General features: G+C 73.2%; 23 protein-coding genes and 3 tRNA genes. 20 read left to right on the top strand and 6 right to left on the bottom strand.

Going from position 1 to position 22187, the window contains the following annotated elements; translation table 11 throughout:
- The first annotated feature begins 40 nt into the window (after positions 1-40).
- Positions 41-607 carry a DinB family protein gene (locus tag Q0967_RS10315; protein ID WP_298751611.1) on the top strand — a complete coding sequence of 189 codons (567 nt, stop codon included), beginning with the start codon at positions 41-43 and terminating at the stop codon, positions 605-607.
- A gap of 5 nt (positions 608-612) precedes the next feature.
- Here Q0967_RS10315 and Q0967_RS10310 read toward each other — a convergent pair whose 3' ends face one another.
- Both Q0967_RS10310 and Q0967_RS10305 read right to left on the bottom strand, forming a co-directional pair.
- Positions 613-2658 carry an acyl-CoA dehydrogenase gene (locus tag Q0967_RS10310; RefSeq protein WP_298751613.1) on the bottom strand — a complete coding sequence of 682 codons (2046 nt, stop codon included), beginning with the start codon at positions 2656-2658 and terminating at the stop codon, positions 613-615.
- The gene (locus tag Q0967_RS10305) at positions 2655-3329 is read right to left on the bottom strand and encodes a TetR/AcrR family transcriptional regulator (RefSeq protein ID WP_298751615.1); all 675 of its coding nucleotides are present in this window, start codon (positions 3327-3329) and stop codon (positions 2655-2657) included. The genes Q0967_RS10310 and Q0967_RS10305 overlap by 4 nt, the downstream gene beginning before the upstream one ends.
- A gap of 89 nt (positions 3330-3418) precedes the next feature.
- Between Q0967_RS10305 and Q0967_RS10300 the strand changes: the two genes are divergently transcribed.
- From Q0967_RS10300 to Q0967_RS10255, 10 genes are all read left to right on the top strand, one after another.
- Positions 3419-4705: an acetyl-CoA C-acetyltransferase gene (locus Q0967_RS10300; protein ID WP_298751617.1), complete on the top strand. Its 1287-nt coding sequence runs from the start codon at positions 3419-3421 to the stop codon at positions 4703-4705.
- Position 4706: 1 nt separating this feature from the next.
- Complete coding sequence (locus tag Q0967_RS10295) at positions 4707-6128, top strand: 3-oxoacyl-ACP reductase (protein WP_298751619.1); 1422 nt, start codon at positions 4707-4709, stop codon at positions 6126-6128.
- Positions 6125-7018, top strand: coding sequence for a MaoC/PaaZ C-terminal domain-containing protein (locus Q0967_RS10290; protein WP_298751621.1), 894 nt, complete (start codon positions 6125-6127; stop codon positions 7016-7018). The genes Q0967_RS10295 and Q0967_RS10290 overlap by 4 nt, the downstream gene beginning before the upstream one ends.
- A 103-nt stretch (positions 7019-7121) precedes the next feature.
- Positions 7122-7194: transfer RNA gene (locus Q0967_RS10285), tRNA-Thr, on the top strand.
- Between the two features lie 29 nt (positions 7195-7223).
- Positions 7224-7300, top strand: a tRNA-Met gene (locus Q0967_RS10280).
- A gap of 57 nt (positions 7301-7357) precedes the next feature.
- Entirely contained in the window at positions 7358-7525 is a 168-nt protein-coding gene (gene rpmG / locus Q0967_RS10275) for a 50S ribosomal protein L33 (RefSeq protein WP_010148718.1), read from the top strand.
- A gap of 107 nt (positions 7526-7632) precedes the next feature.
- Complete coding sequence (locus Q0967_RS10270) at positions 7633-8079, top strand: MaoC family dehydratase N-terminal domain-containing protein (RefSeq protein WP_298751628.1); 447 nt, start codon at positions 7633-7635, stop codon at positions 8077-8079.
- A complete protein-coding gene (locus Q0967_RS10265; protein ID WP_298751631.1) occupies positions 8079-8483 on the top strand; it encodes a MaoC/PaaZ C-terminal domain-containing protein in 405 nt (134 codons plus the stop codon). The genes Q0967_RS10270 and Q0967_RS10265 overlap by 1 nt, the downstream gene beginning before the upstream one ends.
- The gene (locus Q0967_RS10260) at positions 8480-9673 is read left to right on the top strand and encodes a UDP-N-acetylmuramate dehydrogenase (protein WP_298751633.1); all 1194 of its coding nucleotides are present in this window, start codon (positions 8480-8482) and stop codon (positions 9671-9673) included. The genes Q0967_RS10265 and Q0967_RS10260 overlap by 4 nt, the downstream gene beginning before the upstream one ends.
- Positions 9674-9739: 66 nt before the next feature.
- Positions 9740-10180 carry a hypothetical protein gene (locus Q0967_RS10255; RefSeq protein WP_298751635.1) on the top strand — a complete coding sequence of 147 codons (441 nt, stop codon included), beginning with the start codon at positions 9740-9742 and terminating at the stop codon, positions 10178-10180.
- 197 nt (positions 10181-10377) lie between these two features.
- On the opposite strand, the gene Q0967_RS10250 is transcribed toward Q0967_RS10255, so the two are convergent.
- A complete protein-coding gene (locus tag Q0967_RS10250; RefSeq protein WP_298751637.1) occupies positions 10378-10953 on the bottom strand; it encodes a helix-turn-helix domain-containing protein in 576 nt (191 codons plus the stop codon).
- Between the two features lie 390 nt (positions 10954-11343).
- The gene (locus Q0967_RS10245) at positions 11344-12396 is read right to left on the bottom strand and encodes an adenosine deaminase (RefSeq protein WP_299449887.1); all 1053 of its coding nucleotides are present in this window, start codon (positions 12394-12396) and stop codon (positions 11344-11346) included.
- A 65-nt stretch (positions 12397-12461) separates the two neighbouring features.
- Here Q0967_RS10245 and Q0967_RS10240 point away from each other — a divergent pair, with 65 nt between their 5' ends.
- Genes Q0967_RS10240 through Q0967_RS10225 form a run of 4 tightly spaced genes read left to right on the top strand, consistent with a single transcriptional unit; the run spans position 12462 to position 16046 of the window.
- On the top strand, positions 12462-13529 hold the full coding sequence (locus Q0967_RS10240; RefSeq protein WP_298751640.1) for an ABC transporter ATP-binding protein: 1068 nt from the start codon (positions 12462-12464) through the stop codon (positions 13527-13529).
- Positions 13526-14416: a hypothetical protein gene (locus Q0967_RS10235; RefSeq protein WP_298751642.1), complete on the top strand. Its 891-nt coding sequence runs from the start codon at positions 13526-13528 to the stop codon at positions 14414-14416. The genes Q0967_RS10240 and Q0967_RS10235 overlap by 4 nt, the downstream gene beginning before the upstream one ends.
- Positions 14416-15339 (top strand): ABC transporter ATP-binding protein, encoded by a 924-nt coding sequence (locus Q0967_RS10230; RefSeq protein WP_298751645.1) that lies wholly within the window; start codon positions 14416-14418, stop codon positions 15337-15339. The genes Q0967_RS10235 and Q0967_RS10230 overlap by 1 nt, the downstream gene beginning before the upstream one ends.
- The gene (locus Q0967_RS10225; protein WP_298751647.1) at positions 15336-16046 is read left to right on the top strand and encodes an ABC transporter permease subunit; all 711 of its coding nucleotides are present in this window, start codon (positions 15336-15338) and stop codon (positions 16044-16046) included. Before Q0967_RS10230 ends, Q0967_RS10225 begins: the two co-directional genes overlap by 4 nt.
- Here the strand turns inward: Q0967_RS10225 and Q0967_RS10220 are convergent.
- Positions 16030-17355, bottom strand: coding sequence for an aromatic acid exporter family protein (locus tag Q0967_RS10220; protein ID WP_298751649.1), 1326 nt, complete (start codon positions 17353-17355; stop codon positions 16030-16032). The two genes, Q0967_RS10225 and Q0967_RS10220, sit on opposite strands and share 17 nt — an antisense overlap.
- A 90-nt stretch (positions 17356-17445) precedes the next feature.
- Between Q0967_RS10220 and argG the strand changes: the two genes are divergently transcribed.
- Positions 17446-18951 (top strand): argininosuccinate synthase, encoded by a 1506-nt coding sequence (argG, locus tag Q0967_RS10215; protein ID WP_298751651.1) that lies wholly within the window; start codon positions 17446-17448, stop codon positions 18949-18951.
- A gap of 15 nt (positions 18952-18966) precedes the next feature.
- On the opposite strand, the gene Q0967_RS10210 is transcribed toward argG, so the two are convergent.
- Positions 18967-20193 carry a pyridoxal phosphate-dependent aminotransferase gene (locus Q0967_RS10210; protein WP_298751799.1) on the bottom strand — a complete coding sequence of 409 codons (1227 nt, stop codon included), beginning with the start codon at positions 20191-20193 and terminating at the stop codon, positions 18967-18969.
- 144 nt (positions 20194-20337) lie between these two features.
- Between Q0967_RS10210 and Q0967_RS10205 the strand changes: the two genes are divergently transcribed.
- The 4 genes from Q0967_RS10205 to rplK all read left to right on the top strand — a co-directional run bounded on the left by Q0967_RS10205 (position 20338) and on the right by rplK (position 22113).
- Positions 20338-20410 (top strand) — tRNA-Trp (locus tag Q0967_RS10205).
- Between the two features lie 59 nt (positions 20411-20469).
- On the top strand, positions 20470-20715 hold the full coding sequence (secE, locus tag Q0967_RS10200) for a preprotein translocase subunit SecE (RefSeq protein ID WP_058890619.1): 246 nt from the start codon (positions 20470-20472) through the stop codon (positions 20713-20715).
- A 57-nt stretch (positions 20716-20772) separates the two neighbouring features.
- On the top strand, positions 20773-21585 hold the full coding sequence (locus Q0967_RS10195) for a transcription termination/antitermination protein NusG (RefSeq protein WP_298751655.1): 813 nt from the start codon (positions 20773-20775) through the stop codon (positions 21583-21585).
- Positions 21586-21684: 99 nt separating this feature from the next.
- Positions 21685-22113: a 50S ribosomal protein L11 gene (gene rplK, locus Q0967_RS10190; RefSeq protein ID WP_298751657.1), complete on the top strand. Its 429-nt coding sequence runs from the start codon at positions 21685-21687 to the stop codon at positions 22111-22113.
- The last annotated feature ends 74 nt before the right edge of the window (positions 22114-22187 follow it).

The raw sequence follows: 22187 nt of genomic DNA, 5'->3' as shown, positions 1-22187 counted from the left end.
GCGGACAGCCCCTGTCCTGCTGACGTGGTGTGCTCGCCACATGGACCCCCTGACGACCGACCTCGTGGAGCAGCTGGACTGGCACTGGACGCAGCAGGCCAGGCCCCGGCTGGATGGGCTGACCGACGAGGAGTACCTCTGGGAGCCGGTGCCCGGCACGTGGACCGCGCGGCCGCGGGCGGCGGCACCGCCTCCGTCGGTCACCGCGCGGGCGGGGGGCGGTGACTGGCAGCTGGACTGGGCCGACCCGGAGCCGGACCCGACTCCCGTCACCTCGATCGCCTGGCGGCTCGGGCACGTCGTCGTCGGGGTCCTGGGCACCCGCGCGCACAGCCACTTCGGCGGTCCGCCGGCGGACATCCTCGGCTGGGACTACCCGGGCACCGCCGCCGAGGCGCTCGACCAGCTCGACGCGGCGTATGCCGCCTGGTCGGCCGGGGTGCGCGGGCTCGACGAGGAGGGGTTACGGCGCCCGGTGGGGCCGGCGGAGGGCCCGTGGGCGGACGCCCCGATGCTCACCCTGGTCCTGCACATCAACCGCGAGGTGATCCACCACCTCGCCGAGGTCGCGCTGCTGCGCGACCTGTGGGCCCACGGCCTGCGCTGACCTGCTCAGACCGCGGCGCCCGGCGTCCAGCGGGCGGCGGTCTCGTCGCGCAGCATCTGCGAGTTGAGCCAGGGCTCGGGGATGCCCAGGCCCTCGACCAGCTCGAGGGCCTGCGGCCGCAGCTCGGCGCACAGCGTGTTGATCTGGGCGATGACCGCCTTGGCGCGCCCGGCCGACATCCGGTGGTGCGCCTGGAACCATCCCGCGTCGGCGTCGATGGAGGTGAGGGCGTAGAGCGAGCAGAGCCGCTCGAGGACCTCGCGCACCTGCTCGTCCTCGCACGCCTCGACCCCGGCGACGAAGGCCTCCAGCACGACCCGGTCCATGTGGGTGCGCGCGGCGAGGAGCACGTGGTCCTGCGCCGAGTTGAAGGCCTCGAAGGAGTCCTGGTCCTCGGCCCGGCGGCGCAGCCGGGTCGCGAGGGTCTCCAGGACATGGCGCTCGCGGTCGGCGAACATCGCCAGGTGCCAGCCGCGGTCGAGCAGGGTGTCGTCGTCGCCCTTGCGGGCGGCCGCCGAGCGCAGCCGCTCGACCAGCGGCCGGGCGGCCGTGGCCTCGACGAACTGGCCGCCGAAGGCACGCGCGGCGAACTGCACCATGCCGCGCATGTCGAGGTCGCCCCACATCTCCTTGTAGCCCGAGAGCAGGCCCTTGGCGACGAGCTGCAGCAGCACCGTGTTGTCGCCCTCGAAGGTGGCGAAGACGTCCGCGTCGCCGCGCAGCGTGGTGAGGCCGTTCTCGGCGAGATAGCCCGCGCCTCCGCACGCCTCGCGGCACATCTGGATGGTGTCGTTGCTGAACCGCGTGGTGACGGCCTTGAGCCCGGCGGCCCGGGTCTCCAGCTCGCGCTGCGCCTCCTGGTCCTTGGTCGGCATCTCGTGCAGCTCCTGCAGCCGCTCGGTGAGCTCGTTGACCGCGAACATGTGGGCGTATGCCGTGGCGATGCCGGGGAGGAGCTTGCGCTGGTGGGCGAGGTAGTCGAGCAGGAGGACCTCGCCCTCGTGCCCGGGTGCGCTGAACTGGCGGCGGCGCAGGGCATACCGCGTCGCGATGGAGAGCGCCTTGCGGGACGCGGTCGCGGCGCCGGCCGCCACGCAGATGCGCCCGCGCACCAGGGTCCCGAGCATGGTGAAGAAGCGCTTGCCGTCGCCGTCGATGTCGGAGACGTAGCGGCCCTCGTCGTCGATCCCGCCGTAGCGGTTCAGCAGGTGGCTGCGCGGGACCCGCACCTGGTCGAAGGTGATCGTCCCGTTGTCCACCCCGGCCAGCCCGCCCTTGGCGCCGTTGTCGCCGAGCGTGACGCCGGGCGCGGGGTTCCCGGCCTCGTCGCGGATCGGGACGACGACGACGTGCACGCCGTGCGACTCCCCGTCCACGACGAGCTGGCCGTAGACCGCGGCGACGTGCGCGTCGTGGGCGGCCGCGCCGATGTAGGTCTTGGTCGACGAGGGGGTGGGGGAGTGCACGACGATCTCGTCCGTGCTCGGGTCGTAGGTATGCGTGGTCTCCAGCGAGGCGACGTCGGACCCGTGCCCGAACTCGGTCATGGCGTAGCACCCGACCTGCTCCATCGACAGGACGGGGGGCAGGAAGGTCTCGTGGTGCCACGGCGAGCCGAGCGCGGTGACGGCCCCGCCGTAGAGCCCGAAGTGGACGCCGGACTTGACCGTGAGGGACAGGTCCCCGTGGGCGGTCATCTCGAAGTCGACGCAGGAGCGGCCGACGTCGTCCAGGCCGCCCTGGGCCACGGGGAAGCCGCTCCCGGCCATCCCCAGGTCGACGAGCCGCCGCAGGGCGTCGGTGGTCCACTCGCGGGCCTGCGGCATCGTGAGCTCGGGGTCGCGCACCATCGTGGCGGCGGGGACGGTGGCCCGGGCGAGGTCGCGGACCGGGCCGTAGCGGCCTCCGGTCGCCCGGCGCAGGGCCTCGCCGAGGTCGGTGAGCTGCTCCTGCGAGCGCGGTCGCGTCGCCGCGGCGTCGGCGCTGGCGGGCATGCTGACGTCGGTGTCCGGCTGCGGGGTGTGGGTCTGCGGCTGGGCGGACGTGGTCATGGGCGGGGTCCTCCTGCGAGTGCTGGTCGGATGAGCTCGACGACGGCGTGGGTGGCCGACTCGACGCTGAGCTGCGTGGTGCTGCGGCCGGTGAGGAAGTGGTCGGCGCTGGCGCGCACGAGGCCGACGATCCCGTGGCCCCAGGCCAGGGCCAGCGTGTCCGCCTCGGCCGCGCGTCCCGTGTCGACGAGGTGGCCGTGGATCGCGACGGCGATCTGCTCGCCCACCCGGTCGGTGAGGCGGTGCACCGGGTCGTCGGGGTCGCCCTCGGTGGTCTCCAGGGGGCGCGTCATGACGAAGCGGTAGATCTCCGGGTCCCGCTGCACCAGCGCGAGGTAGGACCGCACCATGGCCTCGATGCGGGTGACGACGTCACCGCCCTGCTGCTGGGCGGCCTCCAGGTCGGTGAGGACGTTCTCGTCGACGGCCTGCACGACGGCGCCGTAGAGCCCGGCCCGGTCGCCCAGGTGGCGGTAGAGGACGGTCTTGCTGGTGCCGGCCTGCGCGGCGATCTCGTCCATGCCGACGCCGGCGCCGTGGCGGCGGATCGCCTTGAGGGCGGCCTCGACGAGCTGCCGGCGGCGGCGGGTGCGGTGCGCCTCCCACCGGGAGTCCCGCCCGTCCCGGGGCTCGGCCACGGCCGGGCCCGCGCCGTCGGTCTGGATCGTCATACCCTCGAGAGTACCGTGTACCCGCTGTATCGGCTACAGTCGGTATCAGATAGTTGTCCCGCCGTGACCCCGCCCCGCGAGGAGATCTCATGCCCGACCAGCTCACCGATGCCGTCATCCTCGGCGGCAACCGGATCCCGTTCGGCAAGGCGGGGGGTGCGTATGCCGACGCCTCCAACCAGGCCATGCTCACGTCTACCCTCGACGGGCTCGTCGCCCGCTTCGGGCTGGCGGGCGAGCGCGTCGGCGAGGTCGCCGCCGGCGCCGTGCTCAAGCACGCCCGCGACTTCAACCTCACCCGGGAGGCGGTCCTGGGGTCGGCGCTGGCCGCGACGACCCCGGCCTACGACCTGCAGCAGGCCTGCGGCACCGGGCTGGAGACGGTCATCCAGGTCGCCAACAAGATCCGGCTCGGCCAGGTCGACTCCGGTGTCGCCGGTGGGGTGGACTCGGCCAGCGACGCGCCCATCGCGGTCGGCGAGGGGCTGCGCAAGGCCCTCCTCGGCGCCAGCCGGGCCCGCACACCGCTGGCGCGCGCCAAGGCGCTGGCCGCGGTCCGGCCCGGTGACCTCGCCCCGGAGACGCCGCGCAACGCCGAGCCGCGCACGGGCCTGTCCATGGGGGAGCACCAGGCCCTGACCGCCCGCGAGTGGGGCATCACCCGGGAGGCGCAGGACGAGCTCGCGGCCGCCAGCCACCACCAGCTCGCGGCGGCGTGGGACTCCGGCTTCTTCGACGACCTGGCGACCGGCTTCCTGCGGCTCTCCCGTGACGAGGGGCTGCGACCGGACACCTCGGTCGACAAGCTCGCCGGTCTGTCCCCGGTCTTCGGCAAGGGGGAGGGGGCGACGATGACGGCCGGCAACTCCACCCCGCTGTCCGACGGGGCCGCGCTGGTGCTCCTCGGGAGCCCGCAGTGGGCCGCCGAGCACCGGCTGCCCGCGCTGGCCCGCTTCGTGGACGCCGAGGTCGCGGCCGTGGACTACGTGTCCGGCGACGAGGGGCTGCTCATGGCTCCGGCGTATGCCGTCCCCCGCCTGCTCGCCCGTCAGGGGCTGACCCTGGACGACATCGACCGGTTCGAGATCCACGAGGCCTTCGCCTCCACGGTCCTGGCCACCCTGGCCGCCTGGGAGTCCGAGGAGTTCTGCACGGGGCGTCTGGGGCTGGACGGGCCGCTCGGCACGGTGGACCGCAGCCGGCTCAACGTCCACGGCTCCTCGCTCGCCGCGGGCCACCCGTTCGCCGCCACCGGCGGCCGCATCGTGGCCACCCTGGCCAAGATGCTCCACGACCTGGGGCCCGGTTCGCGCGGGCTCATCTCCGTCTGCGCGGCCGGCGGACAGGGCGTCGTCGCGATCCTGGAAGGGTGCTGACATGGCCGACCTGATGCAGCTGCTGACCACCAACCCGCTCGCCAAGCAGCTCGGGGTGCCGCAGGCGACCCGGCTCCGTCGAGGGCGCGAGCTGCCCTCCGGCCCGGTGGCGGTCGGCGCCGTCGGCGGGGGCACGCTGGCCCTGCGCACCCTCGAGCTGCTCGGCGTCCCCACCCGCGCGGCGCTCGTCGACCGCCCCGAGACCCGGGTCACCGAGACCACCGACGACGGGCGCACCCGGGAGGTGCCCGAGGCATACCCCGACAGCCTCGGCGCCCTGGTCATCGACGCCACGGGCGCGACCTCGATCGCCGACCTCGAGGTCGTCCGCGGGCTGCTGCGCCCGGCGATGAAGGGCCTCGAGCGCTCGGGCCGGGTCGTCGTGCTGGGTGTCGAGCCGGAGACCGCCGGGGCACCCACCGCGGTGGCGACCCAGCAGGCGCTCGAGGGCATCGTGCGCAGCGTCGGCAAGGAGCTGCGCGGTGGCGCCACCGCCAACCTCGTGCGGGTCGACCTGCTCACCGCCGAGCCGACCGCGCCGGCGGAGCTCGCCTCCACCCTCCTCTTCCTGCTGCACGGGCGCTCGGCCTACGTCTCGGGCCAGGTGCTGCACGTTGGGCACGGCGCGGGTGACCCGCGGGTCGAGGAGGTGCTGGCCGACCGTCCCTTCGAGGGGCGGGTCGTCGTCGTGACCGGCGCCGGCCGCGGGATCGGTGCCGGGATCGCCCGCACCCTCGCCCGCGACGGCGCGCTCGTGGTCGCGGTGGACGTGCCGGCCGGAGGGCAGGGGCTCGCCGATGTCGCCAACAGCATCGGGGGCACGGCCCTCCAGCTCGACATCACGGCCCCGGACGCGGGCGCACGCATCGCCGCCCACGTCGCCCAGCGCTTCGGCGACATGGGCCGCATCCACGCCATCGTGCACAACGCCGGCATCACCCGGGACAGGCTGCTGGCCAACACCGACGAGGAGCGCTGGGGCAGCGTCCTGGAGGTCAACCTGGCGGCCCAGATCCGCATCAACCAGGTCCTCCTGGACGCCGAGCTACCCGGTGGTCTCGACGGCGGCGGGCGCATCGTCGGGGTCGCGTCGACCTCGGGCATCGCGGGCAACCGCGGGCAGGCCAACTACGCCGCGTCCAAGGCCGGCGTGATCGGCCTCGTCCGCGCGATGGGTGCCGACCCCCGCCTCGCCGAGCGGGGGATCACCGTCAACGCGGTGGCCCCGGGCTTCATCGAGACGGAGATGACCGGCAGGATGCCGGTGGCCACCCGGGAGGTGGCGCGGCGCATCAACAGCCTGCAGCAGGGCGGCCGACCGGTCGACGTCGCCGAGACCATCGGCTACCTCGCGGACCCCGCCAGCTCGGCGGTCACCGGTGAGGTGCTGCGCGTCTGCGGCCAGAGCCAGATCGGGGCGTGAGCAGGGTGGACGTCGACGTGGAGCTGCTCGACCGGACGCCTCGGGTGGCGACGTCCTTCGCGACCGGGGTCGCCACCGGGCCGGGTCGGCCCGGCGCCCGCGGCGAGCTGCCCGCGCGTCGCCTCGTGCTGCCCGGCGTCCGCCAGGACCTGCCGAGGCTCGCCGGGTTCTGCGAGGTCACCGGGGGCCTGCTGGCCGACACCGTGCCGGCCACCTGGCTGCACGTGCTCACCTTCCCTCTCCAGGTCCGGCTCATGTCCGCGCGTGACTTCCCCTTCCCCATGCTCGGCATGGTGCACGTGGGGAACCGGATGCGGGTGCACCGACCGGTGCGCGTCAGCGAGGAGCTCACCCTGTCCACCTGGGCCGAGCACCTCGCGCCCCACCGCAAGGGCAGCACCGTCGACCTGGTCGGCGAGGTGCGGGTGGCCGACGAGCTGGTGTGGGAGGGACGCAGCACCTACCTCGTGCGCGGTGACACGCCTCCCGGCGCGACCGCGGAGGAGGTGAGGACGGACCTGGGTGTTGCCGCGCGTGCGTCAGGGCCGGGCCGCCAGGTCGCGCTGTGGCGCCTCCCGGCCGACCTCGGTCGCTCCTACGCGCGCGTGGCGGGGGACGCCAACCCGATCCACCTCTCGGCGCTCAGCGCCAAGGCCTTCGGCTTCCCCCGCGCCATCGCCCACGGCATGTGGACGCACGCCCGTGCGCTGGCGGCGGTCCAGCCGCGCCTGCCCCAGCGGTATGCCGTCTCCGCGACCTTCGTCAAGCCGATCCTGCTGCCCTCGACGGTGGTGCTGCGCACCGGCGGACCGGGCCTCGAGGACCTCTCGGTGACGGATCGTGAGGGCTCGCGGACGCACCTGTCGATGCAGGTCGACGGGCCGCTCTGAGCGGTCCTCGCGCAGGCCGCGGCCGTTTTGGATTCGCCCGCCGGCCTCGTGTAAAGTTGCGTCTCGCTGCCTGCGGGCCTCCGCCCGTCAGGATCGACAGCCCGCCCCTATAGCTCAGTCGGTAGAGCGTCTCCATGGTAAGGAGAAGGTCAACGGTTCGATTCCGTTTGGGGGCTCTGGTGAGCCGGTTCGCCGGGCGCCGCGAGGCGGAGTAGCTCAGCTGGTTAGAGCGCACGACTCATAATCGTGAGGTCGCGGGATCGAGCCCCGCCTCCGCTACCACGTACCTCGCAGGTACGGACCGCACAGCACAGATCCACACCGAGAGCAGGTTGCACCGTGGCTAAGTCCACCGACGTTCGCCCCAAGATCACCATGGCGTGCACGGAGTGCAAGGAGCGCAACTACATCACCAAGAAGAACCGGCGGAACAACCCCGACCGGCTCGACATGGCGAAGTTCTGCCCGCGCTGCGGCAAGCACACCGCGCACCGCGAGACCCGCTGACCCACCCGTCGGCAACGACGACCAGGCCGTCACCCGCGCAGGGTGGCGGCCTTCGTCATACCTGACCGCGCTCCGGGCCGGGAGGGTGGATCGCTAGGGTGAGCGGTATGCCCGTCAACCCTGACTACGCCGGTCGTGCGTACCCCCCGGCCGGCCCCTTCGAGGTGACCCGCGAGCAGCTCGCCGCCTTCGCCGACGCGGTCGGGGCCGGCAGCCCGGCCCACCGCGACCCGGAGGCGGCCCGCGCCATGGGGCATCCCGACGTGGTTGCCCCGCCGACCTTCGCCGTCCGGCTGGCGCAGGCGTGCGAGGCGCAGCTCGTCGAGGACCCGGGAGCGGGCATCGACTTCTCCCGCGTCGTGCACGGGCAGGAGGGCTTCGTGCACCACCGCCCGATCACGGCGGGAGACCGCCTGACCGGCACGCTGCACGTCGACACCATGCGCGAGGCGGGCGGCCACGGCATGGTGGCCACCCGGGTGGAGCTGGTCGACGCCGACGGAGCCGCGGTGACGACCGTGACGTCGACGATCGTGGTCCGGGGGGAGGGCTGATGAGCGACCTCACCCGCACCGTGACCGTCGACCGCGACCGCCTCGTGGCCTACGCCGCCGCCTCCGGGGACCAGAACCCGATCCACCAGGACGCCGACGTGGCGCGCCGGGTCGGGCTCCCCGACGTCATCGCCCACGGCATGTGGACCATGGGTGCCGCGCTCGAGGTCGTCACGGACTACGTGGGCGGCGACCCGGCCCGGGTCCTGTCCTGCCAGACCCGGTTCACCGGCATGGTGGTCGTGCCGGAGGGGGAGACCGTCGAGGTCCTCGTCACCGGTGTCGTGAAGAAGGTCGACGAGGCCGCGGGCACCGAGACCCTGGAGCTGAGCGCGACCTGCGCGGGGGAGAAGGTGCTCGGGCGCTGCCAGGCCGTGGTGCGCCGACCCGGGACCCAGGCGTGAGCGGGCAGGAGCCACCGAGCCCGGAGGCCGGCCGCGCCCCCACCCCGGACGGGACCCGCCAGGCGGGGACCACCCCGGCGGGGACCACCCTCGCCGAGCTGACGACCATGCGGGTGGGTGGGCCACCTCGGCGGCTGGTCACCGCCCGCACCGAGGACGAGCTCGTCGAGGCGGTCCGCGGGTGCGACGAGGCCGGTGAGCCGCTGCTCGTCGTCGGGGGCGGGTCCAACCTCGTGGTCGCGGACGAGGGGTTCACCGGCACCGTCGTCCTGGTGCGCACCCGCGGCATCGAGGTCCCGCACGCCTCGGCCTGCGGCGGGGTGAGCGTCACGGTCGCGGCCGGCGAGGACTGGGACGGGCTCGTCGCGCGGGCCTGCGAGCAGGGGTGGTCGGGCATCGAGGCGCTCTCCGGCATCCCCGGGTCGACCGGTGCGACGCCGGTGCAGAACGTCGGCGCCTACGGGCAGGAGGTCGCCCAGACCGTGGCCCGGGTGCGCGTCTGGGACAGGGTCGAGCGACGGGTCCGGACGATGTTCGCCGGCGACCTGGGCTTCGCCTACCGGCACTCGGTGCTCAAGGAGTCCATGGTCGGGCCGGAGGCGGCACCGGGCACGGTGACCCCGCGCCACGTGGTGCTGTCCGTCACGTTCTCGTTGCGTCCCACCGAGCTGTCGCAGCCGATCGGGTATGCGGCGCTCGCCGACGGTCTGGGCGTCGCGCTGGGGGAGCGCGTGCCCCTGGAGCGGGCCCGCGAGGCGGTGCTGGAGCAGCGACGCCGCCGGGGCATGGTGCTCGACGCGGAGGATCACGACACCTGGTCCTGCGGGTCCTTCTTCACCAACCCGGTGCTGTCAGGGGAGGAGCTGGAGCAGGTGCGGCTGCGGGCCGAGGAGAGCCTCGGCCAGGACCGCCGCTCCGCCGTGCCGCCGACGTACCCCACGGACCGCGAGGACCTCGTCAAGACCTCGGCCGCATGGCTCATCGAGCACGCGGGCTTCGGCCGGGGCTACGGGTCGCGCAGCGGCCGCCCGGCGGGACTGTCCACCAAGCACACGCTCGCCGTCACCAACCGCGGTCACGCCAGCGCGGCCGACGTGGTGTCGGTCGCGCGCGACGTGCGCGACGGTGTCGAGGCGACGCTCGGGGTGCGGCTGGTCAACGAGCCGGTGCTCGTGGGCCTCTCGCTCTGAGGGTGGGTCGAGGTCTCGTCCGCCGACCAGGTGCGCGACCACCCACCGACGGGCCAGGATGACCCCGTGAGAGGTCACCGGCAGCCCATCGTGCCGCTCGCTGTCGTCCTCGGCGTCCTGCTCACCGTCTCCGCGTGCGGGACCGAGGTGGGGGACCCGGGTGGCGGAGCCGCCACGCAGACGTCGACGCCGAGCGCGACCGTCGAGGAGGTGCTCGGCACCGGCATCGTCATGCAACGCTCGGCCGACGCGCCCCCAGAGCTCTGCGTCGGCCCGGTCGCGGAGTCCATGCCACCCCAGTGCCGGGGGCCGGTGCTCGCGGGCGAGTTCTCCTGGGAGGACGTGGAGGCGCGGCAGCAGGGTGAGGTCCGCTGGACGGACGAGACGTACCACGGGGTCGGCACCTATTCACCCGACGGTGGTGAGCAGGGCACGTTCACCCTGACCCGGCCGCTCACGACCGAGCAGCCGCAGGGTTATCGGCCCCTTCGCGTCGGCGAGGGCTGATCCGCGGCAGCGCGCAGCCCGGGTGACCTCGACCCCGACGACGTGGGCACCCTGCGCCGCACGATCCGGGACCGTCCTCCCGGCACGATCCGGCACCGCCCTCCCGGCACCAAACCGAACCGTCCTCGCCGGCACCATCCCGAGCCGTCCTCGCGGCAGGATCCCGCGGCCGTCCTCTGGCACCATCCCGAGCCGTCCTACCCCGGCCAGCGCGGGCCCTCACCCGGGGACTCGGGCCGCGGTTCTTTCCCGTAGCGGACTCCCGGCGGGATCGGGAAGCCCTCCGCCGTCCACCGTGGTCGAGGGCCCGAGCTGCGCCCTCCGAAGTAGTCGTGGAACCACCACCACCGCGGCCCGTAGGTGCTCGGGCGCACTGCGCGGTGGGCGGGGAACCGACGACCGGACCGGTCCACCGCGACCAGGTCGGTCTCCTCCCAGCGGGCCACCGGCATACCGTCGGGGCCGAGCACCGCGAGGCCCACCCCGGCCCGTCGCAGCAGCTCCAGGCAGACCTCGAGGCTGAGCTGCTCGGCGTGGCGCTCCGCCCTGGCGACCAGGCTCTGGTGGACACCCCAGCTCTGCGCCAGGGCCCGTTGGCTCCATCCCCGCTCACGGCGGAACGCGCGCAACGCCAGTCCTACCTGCTCGGCCGCTCCCGGTAGCCGTGGCCCGGCCACCGGGCTCTCGGGTGGGGTCCCGGGCGTGGCCGCCGGACCGGCCGGGTGCTCCTCGTCCTCGCCCTCGCGTGCCGCATCGGTGTCGATCGCCGCCATCGGTTCCTCCCCCCTGGTCCTCGTGCAAGCCCACCCTGCCCGCGCCCGGCCACCGCCCGCCAGGTGCCCGCGCCGCGCTGTGGACCAGCACCCCCACCTCGCCGCCCTTGGGGATATCGACCCCCACCGCACCCCCTGCGCCGGAGACGTCACGTTGAGTCCCCTGCCGGATCACCCCGCCCGTGACGCAGCAGCGGACTCAACGGCGACCTGAGTCCTGCTGAGGGTCACCCCGCCACTGAGTCACCAACTGACCCAGCCCGCCGCTGACTCGCGAGGAGGTTCAGCGGCGGGCTGATTCTGCTGGGGGATCACTGTGACGTGTCCGGCGGGGGTGTGTGGCCGAGGGCCCCCGGGGCGGACGGCGCCCGTGGTGAGGGGCTGCGGGGGTCACGCGTCGGTGGGGGGTGCGGGCGCGTCCAGCCAGGCGTCGACCTCGCCGAGCAGCTGGCGTCGGGTCGACGGGGAGGCCACCGAGCCCTCGATGGAGCCGCGGGCCAGGAGCGCGAGGGCGTCGTCGTCGAGCCCGTGGTCGAGGCGGGCCGAGACGTACTGGTCGGCCAGGCGGCTGCCGAACAGCAGCGGGTCGTCCGCGCCCAGCGCGACGCGCGCGCCCACCTCGAGCAGCCGGGGGAGGGGCACGGCGCCGAGGTGGTCGTAGACCCCCAGCGCGACGTTGCCCCCCGGGCAGACCTCGAGCGTCACCTGCTCGTCGACCACCCGCGCCAGCACGGACTCGTCCTCGACGGCGCGGATGCCGTGGCCCAGCCGGTCCGGGAGGAGGTGGTCGAGCGCGACGGCGACGTGGTCGGCGCCCAGCAGCTCGCCGGCGTGCGGCACGCTCGCCAGGCCCGCCTTCGCCGCGATCCGGAAGGCCGGCTCGAAGTCACCGGTCCAGCCGCGCCGCTCGTCGTTGGACAGACCGAAGCCGACGACCGTCCCGGCCGAGTCACCGGCGTGCCGGGCCGCCAGCCGGGCGAGCGCCCGGGCGTCCAGCGGGTGCCGCATGCGGGAGGCCGCCACGACCACCGCGACCTGGGTCCGCCCTGGTGCCGAGACCGAGCGCGCCTCGTCGAGCACGATCTCCAGGGCGGGGGTCAGACCGCCGACGAACGGGGCGTATGACGTGGGGTCGACCTGGATCTCCAGCCACCGCGAACCCTCGGCGGCGTCGTCCTCGGCCGCCTCACGCACGATGCGCCGCATGTCGGCCTCGTCGCGCACCACGGCCCGGGCGGCGTCGTAGAGGCGCTGGAACCGGAACCAGCCGCGCTCGTCGTGCCCGGACAGCCGTGGTGGCCACTGGCTGGTCAGGGCGTGCGGCAGCCGCAGGCCGTGCTTGTCCGCGAGGTCACGCACGGTGTCCACCCGCATCGACCCGGTGAAGTGGAGGTGCAGGTGGGCCTTGGGCAGCGCGAGCAGCGAGCGCGTGCGTCCAGGCATCCCCCCAGGGTAGACGGGGGATGGCCCCCTGGGAGAGCGTCCCACGGCTCGCTAGAGTCGCTGCCGTGACCGTGATCCAGACGACGGCGCTGACCAAGCGCTACGGCTCCGCCCAGGTGCCCGCGCTGGACGACCTCAGCATCGAGGTCGTCGACGGGGTGACCGGCCTGGTCGGCGCCAACGGCGCCGGCAAGTCGACCCTCATCAAGATCCTCCTCGGCCTGCTGGCGCCGACCTCGGGCTCCGCGAGCGTGCTGGGCCACGACATCGAGGGGTCGGGGGAGCAGATCCGGCGGGCCGTGGGCTACATGCCCGAGCACGACTGCCTGCCCCCGGACATGCGCTGCATCGACTTCGTGGTCCACATGGGCCGGATGTCGGGACTCCCGCCGGCCCCCGCCCGCGAGCGGGCCGCCGACGTCCTGCGCCACGTCGGGCTGGCCGAGGAGCGCTACCGCCTCATGGGCGGCTACTCCACCGGGATGAAGCAGCGCGCCAAGCTCGCCCAGGCCCTCGTGCACGACCCGGAGCTGGTCATGCTCGACGAGCCCACGAACGGTCTCGACCCCGCCGCGCGGGACGACATGCTGGCCCTCGTGCATCGCATCGGGCACGACTTCGGCATCCCCGTCCTCGTGACCTCGCACCTGCTCGGCGAGCTCGAGCGCATCAGCGACCACGTCGTCGTCCTCGACGGCGGGCGCCTGCTCCGCTCCGAGGCCACCCGCAGCTTCCTCGCCGACACCGGGACGGTGCTGGTGGAGGTCACCGGCGGGGGTGACGCGCAGCAGCGCATGGGCGAGGCCCTGGCGGCGCGCGGGCTGAGCTGCCGTCCGCACGGCGGCCTCATCGAGATCGACCCCCTGACCCCCGGCCTGCCCACCGGGGCCGGCGGCACCCCCGAGGACGGACCGGGCATCGGCACCCCCGAGGACGGACCGGGCATCGGCACCCCCGAGGACGGACCGGGCCTCGGCGCCGGTGGGCGCGACGGCGAGGCCGCTGCGGCCGCCCACGACCGGCTCCGCGACCTCGTCCGCGACACCGCCGCGGACCTCGACCTCGGGCTGGTCCGCGTGCAGGCCCGCACGGGGCGCCTCGAGGACGTCTTCCGCGACGAGGTGCCCGCATGAGCGCCCAGGACAGCGCCAGCGCCGGGGTCATCCACGACATCGGCTACCGGCGGTATGCCGGTGAGCGCACCTCGCGCAGCGGCATCACCCGGGCGCTGCTCTTCTCCGGGGTCCTGGCCGTCTTCGGTTTCGGCCGCTCCGGCAAGGCCAAGGTGCTGCCCTTCGCCCTGCTGGGCATGACGCTGGTCCCGGCCGTCATCCAGGTGGGGATCATGAGCCTCATCGGCCTCTCGGCGGACCTGCTCAACTACTCCGCCTACAACGCCGGCTCCTCCTTCCTCGTCGTCCTCTTCGTGGCGGCCCAGGCGCCGGTGCTCTTCAGCCGCGACCTGCGCTCCGGCGTCATCAGCCTCTACCTCGCCCGCCCCCTGGGCGCCACGGCGTTCGCGCTCACCCGGTGGGCCTCCCTGGTGCTGGCCATCCTCGCCTTCGTGCTCACCCCGCTGCTCGTGCTCTTCATCGGCGGGCTGGCCGCCGGCGCCAGCCTGGGGGAGGAGCTCCCCCGGGTCGCGGTGGCCCTCGCCGGGGCCGTGCTCCTGGCCATGCTGGTCGCCACCGTCGCCTCGCTCGTCGCCTCGTGGACGCTGCGGCGGGGGCTGGCCATCGCCGGCTCGATCATGGTCCTGCTCGTCGGGCTGGGCGTGACGGCCGGGCTGCAGGAGGTCGCCAGCACCGAGGGAGCGACCGGCCTGGCGCACTGGGCGGCCCTGCTGTCCCCGTTCGTGCTCGTCGACTCGGTGCAGGTGTCCCTCGGGGACGCCACCAGCCAGTTCCCCGCCCCCGCCGACACCGTCGCCACCGGTCTGCTGCTGCTGGGCACTGCCCTCGCCCTCATGGTCCTGGGGATGGTGCTGCTCGTGCGCCGCTACCGCAGCAAGGGGGCGTGATGACCGACCTCACCCTCACCGGCGTCTCCCGGTGGTACGGCAACGTCGTCGCCGTCAACGACGTCACCATGTCCATCCGCCCCGGCGTCACGGGTCTCCTCGGACCCAACGGTGCCGGCAAGTCGACGCTCATCGCCATGATGGCCGGCTTCCTCGCGCCCTCCGCCGGCGACATCCGCCTCGGCGACGCGCCGGTGTGGCGCAACGTCGGCGCCTACCGTGACCTGGGCCTGGTGCCCGAGCGGGAGGTGAGCTTCTCCTACCTCACCGGCCGCGCCTTCGTGCAGGCGTCCGCCGAGCTCCACCGTCTCGCGGACCCGCGCGCGGCCACGGCGAAGGCGCTCGCAGAGGTGGACCTCGTCGACGCCGCGGACCGGCCGATCAGCACCTTCTCCAAGGGCATGCGGCAGCGTGCCAAGCTCGCCTCGGCGCTCGTGCACGAGCCGACGGTGCTGCTGCTGGACGAGCCCTTCAACGGCGTCGACCCCCGCCAGCGGATGCACCTCATGGAGCTGCTGACCCGGATGGGGGAGCAGGGGCGCACCGTGCTCTTCTCCAGCCACATCCTCGAGGAGGTCGAGCAGATCGCCCGGCAGATCGAGGTCGTGGTCTCGGGCCGGCACGCCGCCAGCGGGGACTTCGGCGCCATCCGGCGGCTCATGACCGACCGCCCCAGCCACTACGTCGTGCGCTCCAGCGACGACCGGGGTCTGGCCTCGATGCTCATGGGCCTGACCGGGGTGCGCTCGGTCGCGCTCGGCCGGGTCGGGACGGGCGAGGCGATCACGGTGGAGGTGACCGACATGGGCCAGTTCACCCTCGCCCTGCCCCGACTGGCGCAGTCGGCCGGCATCACGGTGCGCGAGCTCGCGCCCTCGGACGAGAGCCTGGAGTCGGTGTTCACCTACCTGGTGCAGTCATGAACCTCACCATCATGCGCCTCGCGCTGCAGGCCCTCGTGGGTCAACGGCGCGGCCTGGTCATCCTCGCCCTCCCGGTGCTGCTCGTGGCGCTGGCCGGGGTGCTCCGCGCGCTGACCGGCGAGCCGGTCTCGGCCAACGCGGTCGTCGTCGAGGTCGGGATCGCCCTCGTGGTGCCCCTGGTGGCGCTGCTGGCGGCCAACGGCGTCCTCGGCCCGGAGATCGACGACGGCTCGGTCGTCTACCTCCTGTCGACCCCGGTGAGCAGGTATGCCGTGGCCGCCTCCAAGTTCGTCGTCGCCGCCGGTGTGGCCGCCGTGGCGGCGGTCACCGGGCTGCTCGGGGCCACGCTGGCCGGCGGGCTGAGCGGACGGTGGGTGGTCGTGTCGGTCGTGGTCGGGGCCGGCGGGGCGGTCCTCTACACGGCGCTGTTCAGCGCGATCGCGGCCGCCACGCGGCACGGGATGATCGCCGGGCTCGTCTACGTCACCGTGGTCGAGAGCCTGCTCGGCCGGTTCCTCGACGGCTTCCGCTTCGTCTCCGTCCGGGCCTTCGCCGAGCGGCTGGGGGAGGTGGCCGCCGACGTCGACCTGCCGGTGGCCGACCTGACGACGACCTACGCCGTCATCGCCTCGCTGGTCCTGCTCGCCGCGGGCGTCGGCGGTGCCGGCTGGCGGCTGGCGCGCTTCCAGCTCAGGGGCGACGAGTAGGCGCAGCCCCCGCGCCCCCGACCGCACCGGACCGCCGGGTGCGGCGCCAGGCCCGTCGCAGGGAGGTCAGCACGGCCCGGTCGAGGGGTGCGAACTCCCTCGAGATGGTGGGTCCCGGCAGCACCCGCCGGCCCTGCTCGTCGCGCCAGCGCGCGTGCTGCGCCGCACGGGCCGGGGCGTCGAGGACCTGCAGGATCCGGTCCACGGCGCGCAGGATCGAGCCGCGCAGCAACCATTGGTCGGTCGGGCCGCCCCCGGACTCCATGAGCATGAGGTCGGTGAGGATCGCGCGGGTCTCCCGCAGCAGCTCCATGTTGTCGTCGAGCAGGACGCGCCGGCGTTCCTGGTCCCCGCTGGTCTCGGCCTCGACCAGCGCCCCGAAGGAGTCGATGCAGCTGCCCACATCGCGCAGCACGACCGCCACCGCCGCCCGTACCTCGTCGGAGAACTCCGGCGCGCCGTCGACGTCCTCGTCGCGGGCCTCGTGTCCGAGGGCGACGAAGAGGGCGCGGGTCGCGGCGGCGCAGTCCTGCAGCGAGTCCAGCCCCGAGCGCAGCAGCGGGCTGACGTCCGCGCGCCCGATCGTGCGGGTGTTCCACTGCCACATCTCGCTGACCCGGCCGACGAGCTCGCCCGCCCGGCCCAGGTCGTCGCCGACGTCTCGGGCGGCGCGCAGGTGGGCGGCGATCGACTCTCCGGTGAGCCTGCCCTCGTCGATGTCGTCGGCCGCCGCGGCGAACACCTCTGCCTGACGGCGGGCCACGGTGCGCACGGAGGCGGCGGCCGCGCCGACCGGGATCGCCGGCGGCCACAGCAGCGGGAGCAGGATCCCCACGGCGGCACCGATGAGGGTAGTGAGCACCCGCGTCTCGGCCGCCGTGTTCTGCAGCGACGCCCCGAGGATGAGCATGCCGCTGATGGGGGTCTCCAGCGCCTGCGGCCCCAGCCGCAGGAGGCTGCCAAGCAACAGCGAGACGAAGATGACCAGGCCCAGCGACCACCACGACAGGCCGACCCAGATCGAGACGACGAGGGCGACGCCGATCCCCGTGAGCACCGCGCCCACCCGCACCATCCCCATGCGCAGCGAGCCCGTCGCGCTGGCCTGGGTGACGAGGATCGCGGTGAGCGAGCAGGTGAGGTCGATGGGGCCCACGGTGACCGCCCGGGTGATGACGTAGGCGAGCACGGCGGCGGTGGTCACGCGCACCAGGTTCATCCAGTCGGGCCGCCACCCCAGGACCAAGGCCTGCCACCCCTCGCTCGCCCAGGCCCGCGCCCGGGCGGTCTGCGTCGTGAGGCGGGGCATACCCTCATCACACCACGTGCACCGCGGCCTGGGAAGGCCGCGTGACCTGCGGATTGAATATTTATACGGGGTCGCGCATACACTCGTGGCATGTCCAAGGTCTTGACGAGCATCCCTGTCGGTGAACGTGTCGGCATCGCCTTCTCCGGCGGTCTGGACACCTCGGTCGCGGTCGCGTGGATGCGTGAGAGGGGCGCCGTGCCCTGCACCTACACGGCCCACATCGGTCAGTACGACGAGACCGACATCGACGGCGTCCCCGGACGTGCGGGGGAGTACGGCGCGCAGATCGCCCGGCTCGTCGACTGCCGGCCCGAGCTCGTCGAGGAGGGCCTCGTGGCCCTGGCCTGCGGCGCCTTCCACATCCGCTCCGGCGGCCGCACCTACTTCAACACCACCCCGCTGGGCCGCGCCGTCACCGGCACCATGCTCATCCGGGCGATGAAGGAGGACGAGGTCCACATCTGGGGGGACGGCTCGACCTACAAGGGCAACGACATCGAGCGGTTCTACCGCTACGGCCTGCTCGCCAACCCCCAGCTGCGCATCTACAAGCCGTGGCTGGACGAGGCGTTCGTGCACGAGCTCGGCGGGCGGGACGAGATGAGCCAGTGGCTCGCCGAGCGCGACCTGCCCTACCGCGCGAGCAAGGAGAAGGCCTACTCTACCGACGCCAACATCTGGGGCGCCACCCACGAGGCCAAGAAGCTGGAGCACCTCGACGTCGGGATGGAGGTCGTCGAGCCCATCATGGGAGTGCCCTTCTGGGACCCCGAGGTGGACATCCCGACCGAGGACGTCACCGTCGCCTTCGAGCACGGCCGCCCCGTCTCGATCAACGGCGAGGACTTCGGCGGCGACGCGGTCGCGCTGGTCATGGAGGCCAACGCCATCGGCGGCCGGCACGGGCTCGGCATGGCCGACGAGATCGAGAACCGCATCATCGAGGCCAAGTCGCGCGGGATCTACGAGGCGCCGGGGATGGCGCTGCTGCACATCTGCTACGAGCGGCTCGTCAACGCCATCCACAACGAGGACGTCACCGCGGCCTACCACACGCAGGGCCGGGCGCTGGGGCGGCTCATGTACGAGGGGCGCTGGCTGGACCCGCAGGCGCTGATGATCCGGGAGTCGCTGCAGCGGTGGGTCGCCTCGGCGGTCACCGGCGAGGTGACGCTCCGGCTGCGCCGGGGCGAGGACTACACCATCGTCGCGACGGACGGGCCGGCCTTCAGCTACCACCCCGACAAGCTGTCGATGGAGCGGGTGACCAACGCCGCCTTTGGGCCGACCGACCGCATCGGTCAGCTGACCCTGCGCAACCTCGACATCGCCGACTCGCGGGCCCGGTTGGAGCAGTACGTCTCGATGGGCCTGCTGGGCGTGGGGGCCGCCGCCGCGCCGGGCGCGGAGCAGAACGGCCGTCCCGAGGGTGTGCTCGGCACCGAGGAGCCCTCCCGGCTGGGCCTGGCCACGACCTCGCTGGTCGGCGAGCTCACGCCCGGGGGCGCGGACCGCATCGCCGGCGGCGTCGGGCCCACCGAGGACGAGGAGGAGTCGTTGGACTGGGCGGCGATGGAGTTCGGCACCGACTGACGGGCCGGTGGCCCGTCAGCGGGCCTCGGCGAGCAGCGCCTGGATGCGGCCGACGCCCTCCTCGAGGTCGTCGTCGCCCAGGGCGTAGGACAGCCGCAGGTAGCCGCTGGGCCCGAAGGCCTCGCCGGGCACGACCGCGACCTCGACCTCCTCGAGGATGAGGGCGGCCAGCTCGACGGACGTGCGCGGCGTGCGGCCGCGGATCTCCCTGCCGAGCACGCCCTCGACCGAGGGGTAGGCGTAGAAGGCGCCCTGCGGCACCGGGCACTCGACCCCGTCGATCGCGTTGAGCATCTCCACCATGCGGCGGCGGCGGCGGTCGAAGGCGACCTTCATCTCCTCGACCGCGTCCAGGCTGCCCTCCAGCGCGGCGATGGCGGCCCGCTGCGAGACGTTGGCGACGTTGGAGGTCGCGTGGCTCTGCAGGTTGGTGGCGGCCTTGACGACGTCCTTGGGGCCGATCATCCAGCCGACCCGCCAGCCGGTCATCGCATAGGTCTTGGCCACCCCGTTGAGCACGACGCAGGTGTCGGCCAGCTCGGGGACCAGCACCGGCATGGAGGGAGCCTGCGCGCCGTCGTAGAGCAGGTGCTCGTAGATCTCGTCGGTGATGACCCAGATGCCGTGCTCCAGCGCCCACCGGCCGATCGCCTCGACCTGCTCGGCCGGGTAGACCGCACCGGTCGGGTTGGACGGGGAGCAGAACAGCAGCGCCTTGGTGCGCCCGGTGCGCGCGGCCTCCAGCTGCTCGACGGTGACGAGGTATGCCCCGGCCTCGGCGTCGGCGCCGGCGAAGACCTCGACCGGGGTGCCGCCGGCGAGACGGATCGACTCGGGGTAGGTCGTCCAGTAGGGGGTCGGCAGGATGACCTCGTCGCCCGGGTCCAGCAGCGCGGCGAAGGTGTTGTAGACCGCCTGCTTGCCGCCGTTGGTGACGAGCACGTTCGCCGGTTCCACGGCATACCCGGAGTCGCGGCGCGTCTTGGCGACGATCGCGTCCTTGAGGGCGGGGAGACCGCCCGCGGGGGAGTAGCGGTGGTTGGCCGGGTCGGAGCAGGCGTCCACGGCGGCCTGGACGACGTAGTCGGGGGTCGGGAAGTCCGGCTCGCCGGCGCCGAAGCCGATGACGGGCCGGCCCTGCGCCTTGAGGGCCTTGGCCTTGGCGTCGACGGCCAGGGTGGCCGACTCGGCGATGGATCCGATACGGGTGCTGATGCGGGTGGGCTCGCTCACGTGCCCCATCATGGCATCGACGCTTCACGTCGCGTCAGACGCCGCCCGTCTTTGCCCTATCTGTCGGCCGTCACGTATGCTGACCCTTCGGGTGTTCGCACCACGCGTCAGCCTGCCCCCCAGCAGCAGGTCGATGTCGCGAGGACCCGGTGAAGGGCAATAGCTCAATTGGTAGAGCACCGGTCTCCAAAACCGGCGGTTGGGGGTTCGAGTCCCTCTTGCCCTGCGTGACCCGGAGGCATCCTGCCCCCGGGACGACCCAGACCAGCGACAGGAAGGTGAGCCGTGGCCGACTCCGCCCGCGACACCGACGGCGTCGCCCGCAGCCAGCCCGGCGCCGGGCAGGGTGGCCGCCCGGCCACCTTCGTCGAGCAGGTCATGGCCGAGCTGCGCAAGGTCGTCCAGCCCACCCGCAACGAGCTCATCACCTACACGATCGTCGTCTTCGTCTTCGTGCTGGTGATGATGGCGTTCGTCTTCGGTCTGGACCAGCTGTTCCAGTGGCTGGTCGGTCTCGTCTTCGGGGCCTGACCGCGAGCAGCACCCGGTGCCGATCGGCGCCGCGACACGACATTGAGGAAGTAGGGCATGTCCGAGCAGACCCCCGACCACGACGAGGTCACCGCCGAGCAGTCCGTCCAGGACGCCGACGTGGAGGCCGCCGAGCGTCACGACGGTGACGACCCGGCCGACCCCGTGGAGGAGGCCGTCTACGGCGAGGACGACGAGGTGGCCTCCGAGGAGCCCGCCGACGCGGAGGAGGTCCTCGAGGCGGTCGACCCGCTGGAGGAGTTCACCTCGGTCCTGCGCGGCAAGTACGGCGACTGGTTCGTCGTCCACTCCTACGCGGGCTACGAGAACCGCGTCAAGCACAACCTGGAGACCCGCATCACCAGCCTCAACATGGAGGACTACATCTTCGAGGTGGAGGTCCCCATGGAGGAGGTGACGGAGATCAAGAACGGCCAGCGCAAGCAGGTGCGCCGGGTGCGGATGCCCGGCTACGTGCTCGTGCGCATGGAGCTGACCGACGAGTCCTGGGGCGCCGTGCGGCACACCCCCGGGGTCACCGGTTTCGTGGGCAACGCCCACCAGCCGGTGCCGCTGAGCATCGACGAGGTCGTCAGCATGCTGGCCCCGAAGTTCGACACCCCGACGCCCGCGCCGAGCTCGGCGTCCGAGAGCGGCGGGACCGGCGACGACGGCTTCAGCCGCCCGGCGCAGCCGCACGTCGACTTCGAGGTCGGCGAGTCGGTCACCGTCATGGAGGGGCCGTTCGAGACGCTGCCCGCCACGATCTCCGAGATCCTGCCCGAGAGCAACAAGCTCAAGGTGCTGGTCTCGATCTTCGGCCGCGAGACCCCCGTCGAGCTGTCGTTCAACCAGGTCGCCAAGATCTGATCCCCGAGGGGACCTCGTCCCCCCGCCGTCACCGTCCGGTGCACGGCATGCAACCGGGTCATCGCCCAGGGCGTCGGCCCACGATCCAAGGAGAGCACCATGCCCCCCAAGAAGAAGGTCAGCGGCTTCATCAAGCTGCAGATCCAGGCCGGCGCCGCCACCCCGGCCCCGCCCGTCGGCCCCGCGCTGGGTCAGCACGGCGTCAACATCATGGAGTTCGTCAAGGCGTACAACGCCGCGACGGAGTCCCAGCGTGGCAACGTCATCCCGGTCGAGATCACGGTCTACGAGGACCGCTCGTTCACCTTCATCACCAAGACCCCGCCGGCCGCCGAGCTCATCAAGAAGGCGGCGGGCGTCGGCAAGGGCTCCGGCGAGCCGCACAAGACGAAGGTCGGCACGCTGACCGACGCGCAGCTCACCGAGATCGCCGAGATGAAGATGACCGACCTCAACGCCAACGACCTGGACATGGCCAAGCGCATCATCGCCGGCACGGCCCGGTCGATGGGCATCACCACCAGCTGACCCTCCGGGGCGTGCCACCCCGCCCGACCGGGCGGACGGCATACCCCGAACCCTGTGGCAGGGCCTGCGCTGGC

The organism is uncultured Serinicoccus sp., assembly GCF_947500995.1.
Taxonomy (GTDB): domain Bacteria; phylum Actinomycetota; class Actinomycetes; order Actinomycetales; family Dermatophilaceae; genus Ornithinicoccus.
This window is presented reverse-complemented; position numbering and strand designations above follow the sequence as displayed.

Excerpts from the sequence above, each read along its gene's own strand:
- Q0967_RS10315 (WP_298751611.1), top strand. The coding sequence starts at position 41 with ATGGACCCCCTGACGACCGACCTCGTGGAGCAGCTGGACTGGCACTGG.
- Q0967_RS10310 (WP_298751613.1), bottom strand. The coding sequence starts at position 2,658 with ATGACCACGTCCGCCCAGCCGCAGACCCACACCCCGCAGCCGGACACC.
- Q0967_RS10305 (WP_298751615.1), bottom strand. The coding sequence starts at position 3,329 with ATGACGATCCAGACCGACGGCGCGGGCCCGGCCGTGGCCGAGCCCCGG.
- Q0967_RS10300 (WP_298751617.1), top strand. The coding sequence starts at position 3,419 with ATGCCCGACCAGCTCACCGATGCCGTCATCCTCGGCGGCAACCGGATC.
- Q0967_RS10295 (WP_298751619.1), top strand. The coding sequence starts at position 4,707 with ATGGCCGACCTGATGCAGCTGCTGACCACCAACCCGCTCGCCAAGCAG.
- Q0967_RS10270 (WP_298751628.1), top strand. The coding sequence starts at position 7,633 with ATGCCCGTCAACCCTGACTACGCCGGTCGTGCGTACCCCCCGGCCGGC.
- Q0967_RS10265 (WP_298751631.1), top strand. The coding sequence starts at position 8,079 with ATGAGCGACCTCACCCGCACCGTGACCGTCGACCGCGACCGCCTCGTG.
- Q0967_RS10250 (WP_298751637.1), bottom strand. The coding sequence starts at position 10,953 with ATGGCGGCGATCGACACCGATGCGGCACGCGAGGGCGAGGACGAGGAG.
- Q0967_RS10245 (WP_299449887.1), bottom strand. The coding sequence starts at position 12,396 with ATGCCTGGACGCACGCGCTCGCTGCTCGCGCTGCCCAAGGCCCACCTG.
- Q0967_RS10235 (WP_298751642.1), top strand. The coding sequence starts at position 13,526 with ATGAGCGCCCAGGACAGCGCCAGCGCCGGGGTCATCCACGACATCGGC.
- Q0967_RS10230 (WP_298751645.1), top strand. The coding sequence starts at position 14,416 with ATGACCGACCTCACCCTCACCGGCGTCTCCCGGTGGTACGGCAACGTC.
- Q0967_RS10225 (WP_298751647.1), top strand. The coding sequence starts at position 15,336 with ATGAACCTCACCATCATGCGCCTCGCGCTGCAGGCCCTCGTGGGTCAA.
- Q0967_RS10220 (WP_298751649.1), bottom strand. The coding sequence starts at position 17,355 with ATGCCCCGCCTCACGACGCAGACCGCCCGGGCGCGGGCCTGGGCGAGC.
- argG (WP_298751651.1), top strand. The coding sequence starts at position 17,446 with ATGTCCAAGGTCTTGACGAGCATCCCTGTCGGTGAACGTGTCGGCATC.
- Q0967_RS10210 (WP_298751799.1), bottom strand. The coding sequence starts at position 20,193 with ATGGGGCACGTGAGCGAGCCCACCCGCATCAGCACCCGTATCGGATCC.
- Q0967_RS10195 (WP_298751655.1), top strand. The coding sequence starts at position 20,773 with ATGTCCGAGCAGACCCCCGACCACGACGAGGTCACCGCCGAGCAGTCC.
- rplK (WP_298751657.1), top strand. The coding sequence starts at position 21,685 with ATGCCCCCCAAGAAGAAGGTCAGCGGCTTCATCAAGCTGCAGATCCAG.